The organism is Campylobacter coli, assembly GCF_009730395.1.
Lineage (GTDB): Bacteria > Campylobacterota > Campylobacteria > Campylobacterales > Campylobacteraceae > Campylobacter_D > Campylobacter_D coli.
On record NZ_CP046317.1, the window covers coordinates 451,925 to 470,283 of the forward strand.

Here is an 18,359-nt window from a genome sequence, read left to right on the forward strand (position 1 = left end):
TTTAAGGGAAACTGATGCAAATTGAAGAAATGCAAAATTATCCAAGTAATTTACCTATTTTAGTAGAAGATGAATTATTTTTATATCCATTTATGATTACTCCAATTTTTATTAGCGATTCAGCAAATATGAAAGCTTTGGATTTAGCTATTAAAAATGATTCAATGCTTTTTGTAGCCCCTTCAAAGCTCGAAAATGGAAGATCTTTTGATGAAATTTATGATTGTGGGGTAGTTGGAACGATTATGAGAAAAGTTCCCTTGCCTGATGGTAGAGTAAAAATACTTTTTCAAGGTTATGCTAAGGCTAGGATTATAAAACCACTTTCGAGCAAGCCCTTAGAGGCTAAAATAGAGCTAATTAAAGAAGAGTTTTTAGAGGGCACAAAAAAAGAAGCTTTACTGGATGTTTTAAAAGAAAAAGTTAGAGCTTTGGCAAATATTAGCCATTATTTTTCACCTGATTTGCTCCGAACTATAGATGAGGGTTTAGATGCTTCTAGAATTTGTGATTTGATTTTAAATACTGTTCGTATAAAAAAGCAAGAAGCTTATCAATTTTTTATCTTAACCGATCTAGAAGAAAAGCTTTTAAAATTAATAGACTTGATAGCCCAAGAGATAGAAGCCAATAAAATTCAAAAGGAAATTAAAAACAAAGTTCATTCTCGTATTGATAAAGTCAATAAAGAATATTTTTTAAAAGAGCAACTTAGACAAATTCAAAAAGAATTAGGTAGTGACAATCAAAAAGAAGACGAAGTTAGAGATTATTATAAAAAATTAGAAAGCAAAAAGAAATTTATGCACGAGGATGCTTATAAGGAAATTAAAAAGCAAATTGAAAAATTTGAACGTATACATCAGGATAATTCTGAAGCTTCTATGATACAAACTTATATTGAAACCGCTTTGGATGTGCCTTTTGAGAAAATAGCAAAGAAAAAACTTGATATCAAAGAAGTGGCTAAGCAGTTAAATCATGATCATTATGCTCTTAATAAACCAAAAGAGCGCATTGAAGAGTATTTTGCTGTTCGTGAGCTTTTAGAAAAACGCGGTGTAGCAGATAAAGATGGGGCTAAGGTTATACTTTGTCTTTATGGGCCTCCAGGAGTTGGAAAAACTTCACTGGCTAATTCTGTCGCTAAGGCCTTAAAAAGAGAACTTATTCGTATAGCTTTAGGGGGCTTAGAAGATGTGAATGAATTGCGCGGACACCGCCGTACCTATATAGGTGCGATGCCGGGGCGCATTACTCAGGGTTTAATTGAAGCAAAACAAATCAATCCTGTAGTTGTGCTTGATGAAATTGATAAGTTAAACAGAAGCTTTAGAGGTGATCCTAGCGCAGTTCTTTTAGAAATTTTAGATCCGGAGCAAAATTCTAAATTTAGGGATTATTATTTAAATTTTAATCTTGATTTAAGCAAGGTGATTTTTATAGCAACAGCTAATGATATAAGCAATATACCTGCTCCTTTAAGAGATAGGATGGAATTTATAGAGTTAAGCTCTTACACTCCAAATGAAAAATTTCACATTACTAAAAAATATTTAATTCCTGATGAACTTAAAAAACATGGATTAAAATCTAGTGAATTAGATATTAATGATGAGACTATAGAGCTTATCATAAGCGAATACACTAGAGAATCAGGGGTAAGAAATCTACGCAGAAAGATAGCTGAACTGTGCCGTAAAAGTGCTAAAAAATTACTTTTAGAAAATATCAAAAAAGTAAGTATCAATGTTAAAAATTTAAATGAATTTTTAGATAAAAAAGTTTTTGAGATAGAAAAGCATGATGGAGAAAACCGCATAGGACAAGTCAATGGCTTAGCATGGACCAGTGTGGGTGGAGATGTTTTAAAGGTTGAAGCGATTAAGATCAAAGGCAAGGGAGAGTTAACTCTTACTGGAAGTTTGGGTGATGTGATGAAAGAATCTGCTAGAATTGCTTTTAGTGTGATTAAGGTTTTAATCGATGAAGGGAAGATTAAAATTCCTAAAAAGATGATTCTTGATCCTAAAACTAATGTTTATGATAGTTATAATTTGCACATCCATGTACCCGATGGTGCAACTCCAAAAGATGGACCAAGTGCTGGAATTACGATGAGTACAGCTATTGCTTCAGTTTTTAGTGATAAAAAAGTTCGTTCTGATGTAGCAATGACAGGAGAAATAGATTTGGCGGGTAATGTATTGCCTATAGGAGGGCTCAAAGAAAAGCTTATCGCAGCATATAAGGCTGATATTAAAATAGCTTTGATTCCAAAGAAAAATTACGAAAGAGATTTAAAAGATATTCCTGATGAGGTTAAAGATAATATGAAAATAATTGGAGTTAAAGATTTTGATGAGGTTTTAAAATACGCTTTGGTTTAAAATCTAGAGCGAGGGGAGAAAAAGGCAAAATATTGATTTTGCCTTTTTTAATAACTTATAGTCCTTCGAAAGGATTGTTAACTACTTCTTTTCTATCTACTATATAAGGAATAAGAGCTACATGTCTAGCGCGTTTGATAGCAACTTCTACCATTTCTTGGTATTTTTTGCTTGTCCCTGTTAAGCGGCGGGGCATGATTTTAAATCTTTCTGATAAAGCATGTTTTAACATAGCTGTATCTTTATAATCAATAAATTCAACTTTTGCTTCTGTGTATTTGCAATATTTGCGAGAGTATTTTCTTTTTTCTGCCATAGTTTATCCTTTAAAATGGTAAATCGGTGTCATCGCTATCATAAGCATCAACATCAATTTCTTTAATTTTTTCTTGGTTTTGGTTAGGATTTTGTGTTTTTGTTTGTGCTTGCTGTGGAGCTTTTTTGAAATTATTTTCACTCATATAAGGATCGTAACTTTGGTTTTCATAATTTGAATAATTATTATTAGCTCCATAATTATTTCCACCATTGTTAAAATTTCCACCTTGTTGAGGATTGTTTCCTAGCATTTCCATGTTTTCAACTTGAACGCTGTGCTTAGAGCGCATTTGTCCATTTTGATCATTCCATTGTTCAAATCTTAAACGACCTTCTATAAGGACTTTAGAACCCTTAGAGAGATATTGGTTTGCTACTTCAGCAGTACGACCATAAAAGCTAATATCGATAAAGCAAGTTTCTTCTCGTCTTTCTCCATTTGTGGTAAACCTTCTTGTTACCGCGATAGCCGAAGCTCCGATAGCGTTTCCATTTTGACCATAACGCATTTCTATATCGCGTGTTAGATTACCTACCAAAACAACTTTATTAAACATTTTTTTCCTTATTGAATTTCAGGCGCGTCTAAAGGTTTGATCTCTTTTTTAGACTGTTTGATGCCATGGCTTAGTTTTTCCCAAGCTGCAATTTCTTTTTTATTTTCATATTTTACAATCAAAAATCTTATTACTTCCTCTGTAATTCTTAAAATTCTTTCAAGCTCTGCAATTAAGTTTGTAGGAGCTTTGAAATAAATTACAAAATAAGTTCCTCTTTCGTATTTTTTGATTTTATACGCTAATTTTCTAGTGCCCATTGGAACAACGGTTTCAATTTCTGCACCATTTTTTACAAGGACTTCTTTTACGAATTCCAACTTTGCATTCACTTCCTCTTCGGTAAGCGTTGGTTTTAAAATAAATAAAACCTCATAATGTTTCATATATTCTCCTTTTGGATGTTAAGCCTATGTTTTTCACAGGCAAGGATTTTGCAAAGTTTTTACAATGCAAAGCTTAATTATATCAAAATATACTTAATCTTTACTTTTCGGGCGTCAATAGAGAATGTTTAATTTAGTTTTATGTTGATTATCATTTGTTACTTAATTACAACATATTAAAAAAAATTAATATTTATATACTTGCTTATTTTGATTTTATGTTATTATTTATTTTGATGATACCTGAGTTTAGATAATTAAAATACGGGAGGATATTTCATGCAAAATGCAAAACCTATACGATGGTTTACTTTTATTGTTTTAGTGATTGGCGGGGGAACGGTTTTTAAACTTTCTTCTTTAAAAGATGCTTTTTATGTACCTATGCAGGAATTTATGAATCTTAGCAATACTCAAATTGGGCTTGCGCTTTCAGTATATGGGATAGTTCAGACTGTAGGAAATTTCGCTTCTATTTATATAGCAGATAGATTTTCCAAAAAAATTCTTATTCCTTTTTCATTGATTTGCGTTGGCTTGGTGGGAATTTATATTTCTACTTTTCCTTCATTTTATGGAATTTTGATTGCTTGGGGTTTGCTTTCTTTGTTTGGTGAAGTGGTGTATTGGCCTGTGCTTTTAAAGGCTATTCGTTTACTTGGAGACTCTACTCAACAAGGAAGACTTTTTGGATTTTTAGAAGCAGGGCGTGGGGTTGTAGATACTATAGTTGCTTTTAGTGCTTTAGGGATTTTCTTACTTTTGGGTTCTGGAGCAGGTGGACTTAAAGCCGCTATACTTTTTTATAGTGCTTGTGTAATTATTGCGGGTATATTAGCATATTTTCTACTTGAAGATGATAAGATCAGCACTAAAGATGACGAGGGGCATGAAATCAGTAAAAATAAAGCTGCTTGGAATGGAGTTATAAAAGCTGTTAAAACACCTGAAATTTGGGTAGTTTCTTTGACAATTTTTACTATTTATTCGGTGTATTGTGGACTTACATATTTTATACCTTTTTTAAAAGATATTTATGGTATGCCAGTAGCTTTGGTGGGTGCTTATGGTATTATCAATCAATATACTTTAAAATTGGTTGGAGGACCAATTGGAGGCTATTTGGCAGATAAGACTTTCCGTTCTTCTACAAGATACTTGCGCTTTGCTCTTATTTTGGCTGCAGTTGCAATTTTAATTTTTATTTTTATGCCGCATGAAAAGTTAAATATTTATTTTGGAATGAGTTTAACTTTAGGGTTTGCAGCTATTGTTTTTACTATGCGTGCTACATTTTTTGCTCCTGTGGATGAGATTGAAATGCCAAGAGAGATCAGTGGTGCTGCGATGAGTATAGCTTGTATATTTGGTTATTCTCCACAACTTTTTTGTTTCGCGCTTTATGGTTTTATTATAGATCAGTTTAAAGGTTTATTGGGATATCAAATCGTTTTTGCCTTAATGGGATTTTTTGCGATTTGTGGAGTGATTATAACAACTATCTTGCTTAGAATGATAGCTAAGAAAAAAACATTACAAGAGGTAGCGTGATGAAAATTGGTTTAGAAACAGAAAGTATGCACCTTTGGTTTCAAAATGGCAGAATGGATATATTTTCTTATATCGATTTTGCTGAGGAGCTAGGTTGTGATGGCATTATTATAAATATTATCAAAGATTTTGGCTTGGATGAGGAGTGGGGCTGTTTAGGAAGCAACGACGAGAGTCATCTTAAAAAAATTAAAGAAAAATTAGACACGTATGGTATGTATTGTGAGATTGATTCTAAGGGTTTTGATAAGGACAAATTTGAAAAAATTGCGAAAGTTTCTCAGCTTTTAGGGGTTAAAATCATCCGTTCTTATGTCCCCTTGACAGACAAGAATAAAAAGGTTAAAAATGCTAGCGATGGAGCTTATGATGATTCTAAAATCACGGCCAAATTTGACAAGAGTGAATTTTTAAGTACAGCAGATGAGATCAAAGCTTTAATTCCGCTTTTAGAAGAGTATGATTTAAAACTTGCCATCGAAAATCACGAATATCAAACTTCTGATGATTTGCTTGAATTATTAAATTTGATTCATCATCCTAGAATAGGATTTTTATATGATTTTGGGAATTCAATGATGGCTTATGAAGAGCCTATTAAAGCTTGTGAGAATATGGCTAAACATACTTTTAGTACACATTGTAAAGATCATATCGTATTTATAGAAGATGATACTAAGTATGTATGTGGCGTGCCTTTAGGTGAGGGAAATTTGGATATTAAGACTTGTGTAGAAATTTTAAAACAAGCTGGATTAGATCGTATCAATGTAGAACAATGCTATCCTTATTGTGCCACTTTTAAGAGAGAAGAGGGTGCAGGTGGGATTAAAGAGCTGGGCAAAGGAGCTTTTAAAATCGAAAAGCCCTTGTTTAATGACTTAAAAGCAATGCAGTATTATTACCCTCAAGAAGTCTCTAAAGAGCATCTAGAAAGACTTTTAATTTTACAAAAAGAGGGTTGTGAAAGAAGTGTGAAATATCTAAAGAGTATTATATAAACAAGCTTTGATCTAAAGCTTGTTTGATTTCTTCAAGTATAGCAAAGCGTTTTTTATACATTGAACGCTTGCTGCTTGGAATTTCTTCAAGATTTTTTCGCTTGTGAGAAAGTTCATAATATAAATGATTATTGATCTTGACAAGCTTTCCCCCATTTTCTAACCAAATTTTTTGATAATCAACAAAATAGCCTTTATCCTCTCCTTTTTGAGAGCGGATTTGATTTTTTTCATGGACTCCAAGCGTGGCATCGAGTTTTAAAGATACACAAAGCATTTTAATACACTCTATAAGCAGGGCAATAGGACGCAATCCGTAGCATTTTTTTGTAAAGATTTTATTGATATCTAAAACATTAAAATCAGAGTATTGATAACCTTGTATGCAAGAAATTAAAAGCTTATTATCTAAGGTAAAACAAAAACAGCATTGTTCAATGGTGCGTTTTGATATCTTAAAGAAAGTGCCCAAAAACCCTCTTCGGATACATGACGATTGCTTCCTAAGTAGAGTTCAAAATCTTCATCAAATTTGAAAATAATTTGATCTTGGGGTAGAAATTTAAAACTTTCAAGTCCCTTGTTTACATCATAAATCAAAGTTTTAACACGCTCATTAGCGCTAAAGCTTTTATCGCAAAATCTTCTTGTGACATTGTAGCAAGCATCGGGTCTATTTGAAAAAAAGTTCTTTAGGTGTTCATTTCCTTTCATATTGAGCGTTTTTTCAAGAAATTTAACTTGAGGATAGTATAAAAATTTTCTAGAATAAAATCGCATATGACGCCAAAAAATAGTACTTTTGGATTTGTCATTAAAATTAGGTATAGGAAATTTAAATAAATTCATTGCATCACTCTCATGATATCGTTAAATGTTGCAAAAACCATCAAGCTTAAAAGCAAAGCCATTCCTCCATAGCTAAGGTATTCAAAAGCTCTTGGTGGAACTTTGCGTCTAAAAATCATTTCATAAAGATTAAAAAGTATATGTCCTCCATCTAGCATAGGGATAGGCAAGAGATTTAAAATTCCTAAATTGATGGAGATTAAAGCAGTGATAAATAGCAATACAACCAAGCTTTTCTCAGCCGCCTTTGAAGTAAGCTCAGTCATGGTGATAATACCACCTAAATTTTTAGCCTCAACTTCACCACTTATGAGCTTGATTATACCTTTTACTATAAGAGTAGAAGCTTTAATGCTCTCATCTAAAGCATAATTTATACTTTGCATGCCTTGATGATAGATTATAGTGGTGCTTCCACTAGGGCTTACTCCAAGCTGGGCTTTTGAAACAACTTGTCCAAAATCATTATAAGCTTGTCCTAGTTTTGGAGTGATAAGAAATTCTAAATTTTCTCCTTTTCTGTCGATAAGAATTTTTAAGGGTTCAAGACTTAGGTGATTAGAAATTTCATCAAAACTTTGAATTTTTATGCCATTTATAGCAAGTATAGTGTCATTATTTTCAAGTCCTGCTAAAGCTGCAGCTGAATTAGGTGCGATATTTCCTATTTGTGGACTTAGTTTTTGTATGCCTAAATTTCCTATGGCTATGTAAAGCAAAAAGGCTAGGAAAAGATTAAAAAAAGGTCCTGCAAAAAGAATATAAATTTTTTTCATAGGGCTTAAAATACTATAGCTATCTTGATCCTGATTTTCTAAACCAGGTTGCATATCATCTTGCCCCTTAAGCTTAACATAACCGCCTAATGGTAAAGCACTCAAGCGGTATTTGGTACCTTTAAATTCACGCTCAAATAAGCTTTGTCCAAAACCTATGCTAAAAATTTCTACTTTAACACCTAAGGATTTTGCTGCTAAAAAATGACCTAGTTCGTGAAAGAAAATCAAAAAAGAAATAACTAAGATGGTTGCTAAAAATTCTATAGAGTAAAATTTAAACCCAAGAATTAAAATCAAAGCTAAAAAAAGTAAAGATTTCATTGTAATTTTCCTTTGCTTTGCTTAACATAACTAAAAATATACTCAAATCCTGAATAAAGCGTGAGAAATAAAGCAATGTAAAGCAAGATATCTCCACCTATCCATTCCATAGTTAAAAACCCTATGGCTATCATTTGAAAAGTTGTTTTTAATTTTCCAGTAAAAGAAGCATTGACATTTAAATTTTCACTTACCATAACCACGCGAAAACCCGTGATAAAAAATTCGCGCACTAAGATAAGATAAACAATCCATTCATTAGCCTTTCCTGATAGAAGAAGGCCTAAAAAAGCTGCTAGGGTTAACATTTTATCTGCTAGAGGATCTAAAATTCCACCAAGCTTTGTGGTTTGTTGTAAGGTTCTAGCTATAAAGCCGTCAAAAAAATCACTCAAGGCTGCCAAAGCAAAAGTTAAAGCAGCAAAATAATTAATCCAGCTTTGATGTATATTATCAAATTTATAACTCAATAAAAAAAAGAGCAAGGGTGCTAAAATCATCCTTAGCACAGCTAAAGTATTGGGTATGTTCATAAAAAACCTTATTTTAGATTAAGATAAAACTATTAGATAAAATTGTATAAGATTTAGGCAAAGCTTTAGTAAAAAAATATTTAAATTTATATTTTTTTGAAATATAATGTAAAAAATATAAACACCTTGCCTAAAAGAGCAAGGTAAAAATCAAAGAAATTGAACTATCTTGTCAAATTCAAAGCGATTTTTTTGTGGAATTTTCTCATCATTAGAATACCCTAAAGCTATCACCAAAGTAGATTTTTCTTTTTTAGTATCAAGCAAAAGATAAGAATCGAGTTTTTCTTTATCAAAACCGCCTATGGTACAACTTGCTATATTTAAAGCATTGGCACTATAAAGTATACTCGCAAGTGCTATATGAGCTTGTTCTCTTGCATAGGATATTTTTTGTTCTTGACTAAGGGATTGTAAAAAAGGCATATAAGTATCTAAGCGTTTTTGAATTTCTGCTTCACTCATATCTCTTTTTCTAAGCTTATCTTCAAAATAATCTAAAAAATCAAGCCTTGAAACAATGATAATTAACGCCCCGCAATCTTTTACATGTTGTTGTTGATTGCAAATTTGAGCCAGCTCTTCTTTTTTATTGTCATCTTGCACCACTAAAAATCTCCAAGGCTCAAGCCCTAAAGAACTAGGACTTAATCTTGCTATCTCTAAAATAGTATCCAAATCTTCTTTTTTAAGTTTTTCATTTTTAAAATTTCTACAAGAATATCTTGTGCTAAAAATTTCAAGTTCTTTTTTCATTATTTTTCCTTGTAAAATTCGACGACTTCATTAAAATTTAAGCGTTGAGTAGAATATTTTGGTTCATGGGCTTTATATCCTAAGGATAAAATTACAGCAGTTTCAAAAGGATAAGTTAAATTAAGAAAATTATCAACCTTAGCTTTTTCATAGCCCCCTATCATACAAGAATCAATCCCCAAACTCATCGCAGCTAGCGACATTTGCATCATTGCAAGATAGCATTGAAGTTGTGCAAAATGATAAAGTTCTTTTTCATTCATTGCATCAGTATCGTGAGTATAAATCTTTAAAATTCTTTGAAAATTTTCTTCCTTGGAGCCTGCAAAACGACGAATCTGTTTTTGTGCAAATTCATCCTTGCTTTGCAAGTCTTTTCTTGCTAAAAGAATGATATTATGACTCGCACTTGCTACGCTTGCTTGATCAAAACAAAGTTTAGCAAGCTTTTGATTGTCTTCTTTTTTGTCTAGTATGATAAATTTCCAAGGCTCAAATCCATGTGAGCTAGGAGCTAAAATTCCACTTTCTAAGATAAAATGCAAATCCTTTTCATTGATTTTTTTATCATTAAAAAGTTTACAAGCTCTGCGTTTTGAAATTAGTTCTTTAAAATTCATTTTATTCCTTAAAATCAAAAATAATAATATTAATTATAAAATGCAAAGCTTAATCAAAAAATATTATAGTTTGATATTTTTCTTAAAAACAAAACCAGATTTTTCAAAACCCATTTTTTGGATATAAAATTCATGAGCTTGTGTTCTAAAAAAACTTGAACTTAGTTCTAATTCTTCATATCCTTGATTTTTTGCCCAAATTTGGATTTTTTTCAAAAAAGCTTGACCTATACCTTTTCCTCTTAAAGTTTCATCTACGACAAAATCACAAATATAAAGACAATGATTATGATAAAGTACATTAAAGGGCATGACTCCACAAGCTGCTTTGAAAGCTCCCTTGTCTTCATATGCAAAAAATTTATAATGTTGAGTTTTTTTAGCAAGTTGAAATTTTTCTAAAAAATCCTCTAAAGACAGATTATTTCTTAATTGTTTTATTAAGGGATAAATTTTTTCTAAGTCTTCTTTTAAATTAATTTCTCTCACTATCAATCCCTTTAAAATTCAAATATTTCAGGTTTTAATTTTAAAAGCAAGCAAAAATTCGCTAAAGTAGCTTGTTTTTGCATAAATTCACGGTCGCCACTTAAATAAAGAGTTTCTTGGACGAATGTTCCATCTTTAAACATCGCTCCTATATAAACTGTGCCTGATTTTACCAACCCTTCATCTTGCTCTCCCGTAACACCGCTAATAGCTAGTGCAAAATCAGGTTTTGCGGTCTTAAAGATACCTTTAAGCATAAAATACACACAACGCTCGCTGTATTCGCCTTGATTTTCTAAAATGCTTTCACTAATACCCAACCATTCGTGTTTGATTTTATTAGAATAGCTTACGATAGAACCTTCAAAAATTTCACTCACTCCACTAAATTTTGTAAGAGTGCTTGCGCAAAGTCCGCCTGTGCAGCTTTCTGCAAAAGAAATTTTGATCTTTTTTTCTAAAAGTTTTGAAACGATAAATTGTATAGGATCTTTGCCTAAAAATACTTTTTGTCCAAAAAGATTTTTTACACTCGTTAAAAAACCATCTAGCTTGCCAAAATTAACACAACTTGCTTTAATAAGAGTAAGATTTTCTAATATCTTGCTTGATTTTATACTGACTTCGTAAGATTTGGTTAAGGTATCAAGCAGTAAAACGGCACTCTCATCATCTATGCCTAATAAACAAAAATAAGCAAAATTAGGAAAAATATCTCCAAGCAAAGGAGGAAGTTTTTGTCCTGGATTTGTTTTGATAACATTGATTTTTGAATTGATAAAATCACATATAAAACTATCCTTTTGAAAATAAGCTTTATCAGGGACTAGATTATCTTCTTTTAAGACTAGATTGTCTTCACTTAGGGTGGCTAAAATTTTTGCTATGGTAGCATAGTGGTTTGGCGTGGTAAAAAGAGTTATGAAATCATATTTGTCTAGTAATTTTTCAAGCAAAAAGGGTAATTCTTTATCGGTTTTATTTTGAAAACGAGTTTCATGAATTTCTTTAAATTTATTTTCATAACTACGATAAATATAATCCTTAAAATTTTCATTCATTATAAGTTCATCACCGATAAGAAAAAGCAAATGTTTCATAATTTTTTCCTTTTTTATAGTAATTATAGCTAAATTTTAAATTATTTTGAGTAGAATTTAAGATTATAAAAACTTCATCTAGGTGGAACAATGGATTATAAAGATACCCTGCTTTTGCCAAATACTACTTTTGCAATGCGCGCTAATTTGGCAGAATTTGAGCCAAAGAGATTTGAAAAATGGTTTAGCAAGAATTACGCTTATGAAAAAATGAAAACAAAACGCAAAGAGGCGAAGAAAGCTTTTACTCTTCATGATGGCCCTCCTTATGCTAATGGACATATCCACATAGGACATGCTTTAAATAAAATCTTAAAAGAAACGATTATCAAAACGCATTATTTTAATGGAGAAAGCATTCGCTTTACTCCAGGTTGGGATTGTCATGGCTTGCCTATAGAACAGCAAGCTGAAATCAAACTTGGAGATAAGAAAAAAAGCTTGAGTAAAAAAGAAATTCGATCATTTTGTAGAGAGCATGCAAACGAATTTGTGAACATCCAAAGAGATGAATTTAAAAGTCTTGGTGTGATTGCGGATTGGGATAAGCCGTATCTTACGATGAAATTTGAATTTGAAGCGGCGATTTACCGCACTTTATGCGAGATTGCTAAAAAAGGTTTGCTTTGCGAGCGTTCTAAACCTGTTTTTTGGAGTTGGGCGGCTAAATCAGCTCTTGCTGAAGCTGAGGTAGAATACGAAGATAAAGAGGATTATTCTATTTTTGTGGCTTTTGACTTGGATGAGCAATCTTGTCAAAAATTGGGCATTTCAAAAGCAAGTGCAGTGATTTGGACTACTACTCCTTGGACTTTGGTGGCAAATCAAGCTATCGCTTTAAATCCAAATGAAAACTATGTTATCACTAAAGAAGGATTGATTTTTGCTAGTGCTTTGCTTGAAAGTATGATAGCTAAAGGTTTGACAAAGGGTGAAATTCAAAAAGAGCTTAATGCAAAAGAGTTTGAAGGATTAGAAGCTATCAATCCTTTAAATTCAAGAAAATCCATCTTGATTATGGGCGAGCATGTTTTAATGGAAGGTGGAAGCGGACTTGTACATACAGCTCCAGGACATGGCGAAGATGATTATTATGCTTGTTTGAAATACGGTATTGAAGTTTTAATGCCTGTTGATGATGGTGGATGTTATGATGAAACCTTACGCCACAAAGGACTCTTGCCATCTGATTTGCTTGATGAGTTTATAGGACTTCATATCTTCAAGGCTAATGAAAAAATTTTAGAGCTTTTAGGAAATCATCTTCTACATTCTTCTAAATTCATACACTCCTATCCATTTTGTTGGAGAACTCACAAACCTGTGATTTATAGAGCGACTAAGCAATGGTTTATTTTAATGGATGAGCCAAAATTAAAAGGCAAAACTTTAAGAGAATGTGCTAAAGAGCAAATTTTAAAAACAAAATTTTATCCACAAAGCGGAGTAAAAAGAATAGGCTCTATGGTGGAAAATCGTCCTGATTGGTGTATTTCAAGACAAAGAGATTGGGGGACGCCTATAGCTTTCTTTAGAGATAAAAATACTAAAGAAGTGATTTTTGATGCTGAGCTTTTTGATTTTGTGGCAAATATATTTGAAAAACATGGAGCAGATGCTTGGTGGGAATTTGAAATTAAAGATTTAATACCACAAAATTCAAAATACAATGCAGACAATTTAGAAAAAGTTTATGATATTTTAGATGTTTGGTTTGATAGTGGAAGCACATGGAATGCGGTTTTAAATAGCGGAATTTACGATGCAGGAGAGAAAAGAGCAAGTATGTATCTAGAAGGAAGCGATCAGCATAGAGGTTGGTTTCAAAGCTCTTTGCTTGTAGGAACAGCTATCAATGAATTTGCTCCTTATGAAAGTATCTTAACCCATGGCTTTACCACGGATGAAAAAGGGCAAAAAATGTCAAAATCCAAAGGTAATGTTATAGCTCCTGAGTATGTAGCTAAAACTTATGGGGTGGAAATTTTAAGACTTTGGATACTTTTGAGTGATTATTCTACTGATTTAAAAATTTCAGACAATATCTTAAAACAAGTAGGCGAGCAATACCGAAAAATAAGAAATACCATAAGATTTTTACTTGCAAATACTAATGACTTGGAAAATTTAGAAGTAGAGGAATTTAGCTTTATAGATAAATGGATACTGACTCGTGCTACACGCGTATTTAAAAGTGCTAAAGAAAATTTCTTAGCCTATGAATTTGCAAAAGGTTTTAATGTGCTTTTAAATTTCTTAAGCGCTGATTTAAGTGGAATTTATCTTGACATAAGCAAAGACAGGCTGTATTGTGATGCTAAAAATAGCAAGCGCAGAAAATCTGCACAAGTGGCAATGGCTTTAATCGCTAGAGAACTTTTAAATTTATTAGCTCCAAATTTAACCTATAGTGTAGATGAGGCTTTAGAGCATGCTAATAGCTTGATAAAAGGCGATGCTAAGGATGTATTTGATTTGAGCTTGGAAGAAAAATTTGAATATGATTTTAATATAGATGATGAATTTTTATTGAGCGTGCGTGAGAAATTCTTTGAAAATATCGATATACTAAAAAAAGACAAAGTGATCAAATCAACATTAGAACTCAATCTTGACACAAATTCAAAACTTTTAAATTCTATACCTAAAGATGAATTAAATGATTGGTTTATGGTAAGTTTTGATGAAAATTTACAGGGTGAAGTTTTGTGTGAATTTGAAGTGGAGAATGAGAGCTTTAGGATTATGAAAGCTACGCTTTGCAAATGTCCTAGATGTTGGAAAGTAGAAAGCGCTAAAGAGGATGAGCCTTGCATGCGTTGCGCTGAGGTTTTAAAACATGCTTGATAATCCTATCCCCAATTCCATTATTATAGCTACTATAGCAATCACCGCTATTTTTTGTGCAGTGGCGGTTGTTTTTATTAAAAATTTGGCAAAGAAACAGAAGGAAAAAGAATGATAACCTTAAAAGAAGCTTTGAAATACTCTAAAGAAGAGCTTGAAAATCTAAAAAAAGAACTCAATGATAAGGCTAAGAAAGAAAATAAAATAGGTGCTTATATAGAGCAATTCTTAGGTAAAGACTTAAGCGATGGGGGCGAAGGTATACCTATAGCGATTAAGGATAATATCAGTGTAAAAGACTGGGAATTAACTTGTGCAAGTAAAATTTTACAAGGATATGTAGCTCCTTATGATGCTACTGCTATTAAAAATTTAAGATCTAAAGGTTTTAGTCCTTATGGACGGACTAATATGGATGAATTTGCCATGGGAAGCTCAAGTGCAACTTCATTTTATGGAAAAACCCTAAATCCTTTAAATTTCGCTCGAGTTCCAGGTGGTTCAAGTGGTGGTAGTGCTGCTGCCGTAGCAGGTGGTTTGGCTTTGGCTAGTTTGGGTAGCGATACGGGTGGTTCAGTGCGTCAGCCAGCTGCTTTTTGTGGTTGTGTGGGGTTTAAGCCTAGCTATGGAAGAGTGAGTCGATATGGGCTTGCTTCTTATTCTTCAAGCCTTGATCAAATAGGCGTTTTAACGCAAAATGTAGAAGATGCAGCTATTCTTTATGATGCCATTGCAGGTTATGATAAGATGGATAGCACAAGTGCGAAAGTAGATTTTACACCTACTGCTCCTAATTTAAATGCAGAGAAAAAATTGAGAATTGCTGTGATAGAAAATTATGTCAATGAAGCAAGCGCTGAAGTAAAAGCCGCGCTTTTAAAAAGTATAGAGATGTTAAAAGCAAATGGACATGAAATTGTTTATAAAAATATGCTTGATTCTAAATTTGATATTGCAGCTTATTATATCATCGCAACAGCTGAAGCGAGTGCAAATTTAAGTCGTTATGATGGGGTGCGTTATGGAAAACGCTCGCAAAATGCAGAAAATCTTAAAGATATGTATATCAATACTCGTAGCGAAGGTTTTGGTGAAGAGGTAAAAAGAAGAATTTTACTAGGAACCTTTGTTTTAAGCAGTGGTTATTATGATGCTTATTATATAAAAGCACAAAAAGCTAGGGCTTTTATCAAGGCAAAATATGAAGAAATATTACAAGATGCTGATCTTATTTTTATGCCTGTAACTCCTACAACGGCTTTTAAATTTGATACTCAAAAAAGCCCTATGCAAACTTATTTAGAAGATGTTTATACTATCTCTGTAAATTTAGCAGGACTTGGAGGCATTAGTGTGCCTGTGGGCAAGGATAAAGAAGGGCTTAATATCTCAGCCCAGCTTATTTGCAAGGCTTTTGATGAGCAGACTTTGCTAGATGGAGCTTTAAGTTTAGAAAAAATTATAAAGGAAAAATAAATGAATATAATTAAGCGTGCTTTGACTTTTGAGGATGTACTTTTACGCCCTTGCTACTCTGAGGTTTTACCTAAACAGGTAAAAATTCACACCAAACTTACTAAAAACATCACTTTAAACATGCCTTTAATCTCTGCTGCTATGGATACAGTGACAGAGCATAGGGCTGCTATCATGATGGCAAGACTTGGTGGACTTGGTGTAATTCATAAAAATATGGATATAGCTTCTCAGGTGAGAGAAGTTAAAAGAGTGAAAAAAAGTGAAAGCGGGGTGATCATAGATCCTATTTTTGTAGGTCCTAAAGCAAGTGTAGCAGAGGCTTTGGAAATCATGGCAGAGTATAGAATTTCAGGAGTTCCTGTGATAGATAGCGATAGAAAGCTCATAGGCATTCTTACTAATCGCGATTTGAGATTTGAAAATGATTATTCAAATTTGGTTGAAAATGTAATGACTAAGGCTCCTTTGATCACAGCTCCTAAAGGGTGCACTTTAGATGATGCAGAGAAAATTTTTAGCAAAAACAAAGTAGAAAAACTTCCTATAGTTGATGAGCAAGGACGCTTAGAAGGACTTATCACCATAAAAGATCTTAAAAAACGCAAAGAATATCCAGATGCAAATAAAGATAGTTTTGGAAGATTGCGCGTAGCGGCTGCGATTGGAGTAGGGCAAATGGATCGAGTAGATGCTTTGGTAGAAGCTGGAGTAGATGCTGTAGTTCTTGATTCAGCGCATGGGCATTCTAAAGGTATCATTGATACAGTAAAAAGCGTTAAAGAAAAATATCCAAATTTAGATTTAATCGCGGGTAATATCGCTACCGCAGCTGCTGCAAAAGCACTTTGTGAAGCAGGCGCTGATGCTGTTAAAGTGGGTATTGGCCCAGGAAGTATTTGTACTACGCGTATCGTTTCAGGAGTAGGTGTGCCACAAATTTCAGCTATTGATGAGTGTGCTATGGAGGCTAAAAAATATGGTGTTCCTGTGATCGCTGATGGAGGGATTAAGTATTCAGGTGATATTGCAAAGGCTTTGGCAGCGGGTGCGAGTTCGATCATGATAGGTTCTCTTTTGGCAGGTACTGATGAGAGTCCAGGTGAGCTCTTTACCTATCAAGGAAGACAATACAAATCCTACCGTGGCATGGGATCGATAGGGGCTATGCAAAAAGGAAGTTCAGATAGATATTTTCAGCAAGGAACTGCACAGGATAAATTAGTTCCTGAGGGTATAGAAGGACGCGTGCCTTATGTAGGAAGTATAAAAAATGTTGTACATCAGCTTTTAGGGGGACTTCGTTCTTCTATGGGTTATGTGGGTGCTAAAGATATAGAAGATTTTCAAGCAAGAGCTGAATTTGTTGAAATCACAAGTGCGGGACTTAAAGAAAGCCATGTTCACGATGTAACGATAACTCATGAAGCGCCAAATTATAAGGTAAATCAATGAGTTTTGAAGAAAACTTAAAAAATGCAAACGAATCCTTAGAAAAGCTCAATGATAAAGAACTAAGCTTAGATGAAAGTGTGAAAATTTATAAAGAAGGATTAAAAAGCATTGAAAAAGCAAGGCTTGAAGTGGAGCAAATCGATGAGTAAAATAGCAGCTTTGCAGTTTCCGACTTTAGCATTGAGCGAATCAAGGCTTGATTATTATCTAAAAGCTTCTAAGGATAGTGGAGCAAATTTAGTCGTTTTGGGCGAATATGTGCTTAATAGTTTTTTTACAGAACTTTTACACATGCCAAAAAATATGATAAAAGAACAAAGCGAAGCTAAAAAAGAAAGCTTGATTAAACTTGCTAAAAAATACGAATTAGAAATCATCGCTCCTTATGTTAGCGTTGAAGCTAAAAGTTATAAAAAACTCTGCTTAAAAGTTACTCCAAATGGTGTTAAAAGTTATGAACAGCAAATTTTAATGCCTTATGAACATTGGAATGAAGAAAAATTTTTCAGCAACAAAACTCCATCAGAATTAAAAATTTTTACTTTTAATTATGAAAAATTAAAATGTGCTTTGCTTTTTGGTTTTGAGACACATTTTGATATTTTTTGGCAACAGATTATGGCGAAAAAAATTGATTTGGTTATCGTTCCTAGTGCTTGTACCTTTGAAAGTAAACAAAGATGGGAAGAACTTTTAAAAACAAGAGCGTTTTTAAATTCTACAAGCATTTTAAGAGTCAATCGCATAGGTAAAACAAAAGATGAATGGAATTTTTACGGTGATACTTTGTTTATCAATGCTTTTGGTGAGATAGAAAGTAAATTAGGTTCTGAAGAAGAAATGCTTATCATAGAGCCTAAAAAAGCAGATGAAGCTAGAAAAATTTGGGCTTTTGATAAGATAGTTAAAGGGTTTTAAAGATTAAATTCAC

The 18,359-nt window shown here is 32.9% G+C and carries 18 protein-coding genes and 1 pseudogene; 9 read left to right on the plus strand and 10 right to left on the minus strand.

The window, feature by feature from the left end; all coding sequences use genetic code 11:
- Nucleotides 1–14: 14 nt before the first annotated feature.
- Nucleotides 15–2,390, plus strand: coding sequence for an endopeptidase La (lon, locus tag FOC43_RS02260; protein ID WP_002783351.1), 2,376 nt, complete (start codon nucleotides 15–17; stop codon nucleotides 2,388–2,390).
- Between the two features lie 55 nt (nucleotides 2,391–2,445).
- On the opposite strand, the gene rpsR is transcribed toward lon, so the two are convergent.
- Genes rpsR through rpsF form a run of 3 tightly spaced genes read right to left on the minus strand, consistent with a single transcriptional unit; the run spans nucleotide 2,446 to nucleotide 3,651 of the window.
- A complete protein-coding gene (gene rpsR / locus FOC43_RS02265; RefSeq protein ID WP_002777087.1) occupies nucleotides 2,446–2,706 on the minus strand; it encodes a 30S ribosomal protein S18 in 261 nt (86 codons plus the stop codon).
- 10 nt (nucleotides 2,707–2,716) lie between these two features.
- Nucleotides 2,717–3,265, minus strand: a complete 549-nt coding sequence (locus FOC43_RS02270) for a single-stranded DNA-binding protein (RefSeq protein WP_002777084.1) — start codon at nucleotides 3,263–3,265, stop codon at nucleotides 2,717–2,719.
- A gap of 8 nt (nucleotides 3,266–3,273) precedes the next feature.
- Nucleotides 3,274–3,651, minus strand: a complete 378-nt coding sequence (gene rpsF / locus FOC43_RS02275; RefSeq protein ID WP_002777082.1) for a 30S ribosomal protein S6 — start codon at nucleotides 3,649–3,651, stop codon at nucleotides 3,274–3,276.
- A 279-nt stretch (nucleotides 3,652–3,930) separates the two neighbouring features.
- Between rpsF and FOC43_RS02280 the strand changes: the two genes are divergently transcribed.
- Nucleotides 3,931–5,202 carry an MFS transporter gene (locus FOC43_RS02280; protein ID WP_002777080.1) on the plus strand — a complete coding sequence of 424 codons (1,272 nt, stop codon included), beginning with the start codon at nucleotides 3,931–3,933 and terminating at the stop codon, nucleotides 5,200–5,202.
- On the plus strand, nucleotides 5,202–6,203 hold the full coding sequence (locus FOC43_RS02285) for a sugar phosphate isomerase/epimerase family protein (protein ID WP_002777078.1): 1,002 nt from the start codon (nucleotides 5,202–5,204) through the stop codon (nucleotides 6,201–6,203). Before FOC43_RS02280 ends, FOC43_RS02285 begins: the two co-directional genes overlap by 1 nt.
- Nucleotides 6,204–6,273: 70 nt before the next feature.
- Here the strand turns inward: FOC43_RS02285 and FOC43_RS02290 are convergent.
- From FOC43_RS02290 to FOC43_RS02320, 7 genes and pseudogenes are all read right to left on the minus strand, one after another.
- Nucleotides 6,274–7,052 (minus strand): annotated as a pseudogene (locus tag FOC43_RS02290) (DUF535 family protein); the annotation flags it as partial.
- A complete protein-coding gene (rseP, locus tag FOC43_RS02295; RefSeq protein WP_002787897.1) occupies nucleotides 7,049–8,152 on the minus strand; it encodes an RIP metalloprotease RseP in 1,104 nt (367 codons plus the stop codon). The gene rseP and the pseudogene FOC43_RS02290, both read right to left, overlap by 4 nt.
- Nucleotides 8,149–8,685: a CDP-diacylglycerol--glycerol-3-phosphate 3-phosphatidyltransferase gene (pgsA, locus tag FOC43_RS02300; RefSeq protein WP_002777068.1), complete on the minus strand. Its 537-nt coding sequence runs from the start codon at nucleotides 8,683–8,685 to the stop codon at nucleotides 8,149–8,151. Before pgsA ends, rseP begins: the two co-directional genes overlap by 4 nt.
- A gap of 150 nt (nucleotides 8,686–8,835) precedes the next feature.
- Nucleotides 8,836–9,441, minus strand: a complete 606-nt coding sequence (locus tag FOC43_RS02305) for an NAD(P)H-dependent oxidoreductase (RefSeq protein WP_002787894.1) — start codon at nucleotides 9,439–9,441, stop codon at nucleotides 8,836–8,838.
- The gene (locus tag FOC43_RS02310; RefSeq protein WP_002787892.1) at nucleotides 9,441–10,061 is read right to left on the minus strand and encodes a nitroreductase family protein; all 621 of its coding nucleotides are present in this window, start codon (nucleotides 10,059–10,061) and stop codon (nucleotides 9,441–9,443) included. Before FOC43_RS02310 ends, FOC43_RS02305 begins: the two co-directional genes overlap by 1 nt.
- A 63-nt stretch (nucleotides 10,062–10,124) precedes the next feature.
- Nucleotides 10,125–10,550, minus strand: coding sequence for a GNAT family N-acetyltransferase (locus tag FOC43_RS02315; protein WP_002844944.1), 426 nt, complete (start codon nucleotides 10,548–10,550; stop codon nucleotides 10,125–10,127).
- An 11-nt stretch (nucleotides 10,551–10,561) separates the two neighbouring features.
- On the minus strand, nucleotides 10,562–11,650 hold the full coding sequence (locus FOC43_RS02320; protein ID WP_002822375.1) for a CinA family protein: 1,089 nt from the start codon (nucleotides 11,648–11,650) through the stop codon (nucleotides 10,562–10,564).
- Between the two features lie 90 nt (nucleotides 11,651–11,740).
- Between FOC43_RS02320 and ileS the strand changes: the two genes are divergently transcribed.
- From ileS to FOC43_RS02345, 6 genes are read left to right on the plus strand one after another with little or no spacing between them, the layout of a single operon-like run.
- Entirely contained in the window at nucleotides 11,741–14,497 is a 2,757-nt protein-coding gene (ileS, locus tag FOC43_RS02325; RefSeq protein ID WP_004283957.1) for an isoleucine--tRNA ligase, read from the plus strand.
- Nucleotides 14,490–14,612, plus strand: a complete 123-nt coding sequence (locus FOC43_RS08960; RefSeq protein ID WP_002777045.1) for a hypothetical protein — start codon at nucleotides 14,490–14,492, stop codon at nucleotides 14,610–14,612. The genes ileS and FOC43_RS08960 overlap by 8 nt, the downstream gene beginning before the upstream one ends.
- On the plus strand, nucleotides 14,609–15,973 hold the full coding sequence (gene gatA, locus FOC43_RS02330; RefSeq protein ID WP_004283960.1) for an Asp-tRNA(Asn)/Glu-tRNA(Gln) amidotransferase subunit GatA: 1,365 nt from the start codon (nucleotides 14,609–14,611) through the stop codon (nucleotides 15,971–15,973). Before FOC43_RS08960 ends, gatA begins: the two co-directional genes overlap by 4 nt.
- The gene (gene guaB, locus FOC43_RS02335; RefSeq protein ID WP_002829834.1) at nucleotides 15,974–17,428 is read left to right on the plus strand and encodes an IMP dehydrogenase; all 1,455 of its coding nucleotides are present in this window, start codon (nucleotides 15,974–15,976) and stop codon (nucleotides 17,426–17,428) included.
- Nucleotides 17,425–17,577, plus strand: a complete 153-nt coding sequence (locus FOC43_RS02340) for an exodeoxyribonuclease VII small subunit (RefSeq protein ID WP_155820393.1) — start codon at nucleotides 17,425–17,427, stop codon at nucleotides 17,575–17,577. Before guaB ends, FOC43_RS02340 begins: the two co-directional genes overlap by 4 nt.
- A complete protein-coding gene (locus FOC43_RS02345; RefSeq protein ID WP_004283963.1) occupies nucleotides 17,570–18,346 on the plus strand; it encodes a carbon-nitrogen hydrolase family protein in 777 nt (258 codons plus the stop codon). The genes FOC43_RS02340 and FOC43_RS02345 overlap by 8 nt, the downstream gene beginning before the upstream one ends.
- The last annotated feature ends 13 nt before the right edge of the window (nucleotides 18,347–18,359 follow it).

Bases quoted from the DNA above. Each gene is read 5' to 3' on its own strand.
- lon (WP_002783351.1), top strand. From the start codon at position 15: ATGCAAATTGAAGAAATGCAAAATTATCCAAGTAATTTACCTATTTTA.
- rpsR (WP_002777087.1), bottom strand. From the start codon at position 2,706: ATGGCAGAAAAAAGAAAATACTCTCGCAAATATTGCAAATACACAGAA.
- FOC43_RS02270 (WP_002777084.1), bottom strand. From the start codon at position 3,265: ATGTTTAATAAAGTTGTTTTGGTAGGTAATCTAACACGCGATATAGAA.
- rpsF (WP_002777082.1), bottom strand. From the start codon at position 3,651: ATGAAACATTATGAGGTTTTATTTATTTTAAAACCAACGCTTACCGAA.
- FOC43_RS02280 (WP_002777080.1), top strand. From the start codon at position 3,931: ATGCAAAATGCAAAACCTATACGATGGTTTACTTTTATTGTTTTAGTG.
- FOC43_RS02285 (WP_002777078.1), top strand. From the start codon at position 5,202: ATGAAAATTGGTTTAGAAACAGAAAGTATGCACCTTTGGTTTCAAAAT.
- rseP (WP_002787897.1), bottom strand. From the start codon at position 8,152: ATGAAATCTTTACTTTTTTTAGCTTTGATTTTAATTCTTGGGTTTAAA.
- pgsA (WP_002777068.1), bottom strand. From the start codon at position 8,685: ATGAACATACCCAATACTTTAGCTGTGCTAAGGATGATTTTAGCACCC.
- FOC43_RS02305 (WP_002787894.1), bottom strand. From the start codon at position 9,441: ATGAAAAAAGAACTTGAAATTTTTAGCACAAGATATTCTTGTAGAAAT.
- FOC43_RS02310 (WP_002787892.1), bottom strand. From the start codon at position 10,061: ATGAATTTTAAAGAACTAATTTCAAAACGCAGAGCTTGTAAACTTTTT.
- FOC43_RS02320 (WP_002822375.1), bottom strand. From the start codon at position 11,650: ATGAAACATTTGCTTTTTCTTATCGGTGATGAACTTATAATGAATGAA.
- ileS (WP_004283957.1), top strand. From the start codon at position 11,741: ATGGATTATAAAGATACCCTGCTTTTGCCAAATACTACTTTTGCAATG.
- FOC43_RS08960 (WP_002777045.1), top strand. From the start codon at position 14,490: ATGCTTGATAATCCTATCCCCAATTCCATTATTATAGCTACTATAGCA.
- gatA (WP_004283960.1), top strand. From the start codon at position 14,609: ATGATAACCTTAAAAGAAGCTTTGAAATACTCTAAAGAAGAGCTTGAA.
- guaB (WP_002829834.1), top strand. From the start codon at position 15,974: ATGAATATAATTAAGCGTGCTTTGACTTTTGAGGATGTACTTTTACGC.
- FOC43_RS02340 (WP_155820393.1), top strand. From the start codon at position 17,425: ATGAGTTTTGAAGAAAACTTAAAAAATGCAAACGAATCCTTAGAAAAG.
- FOC43_RS02345 (WP_004283963.1), top strand. From the start codon at position 17,570: ATGAGTAAAATAGCAGCTTTGCAGTTTCCGACTTTAGCATTGAGCGAA.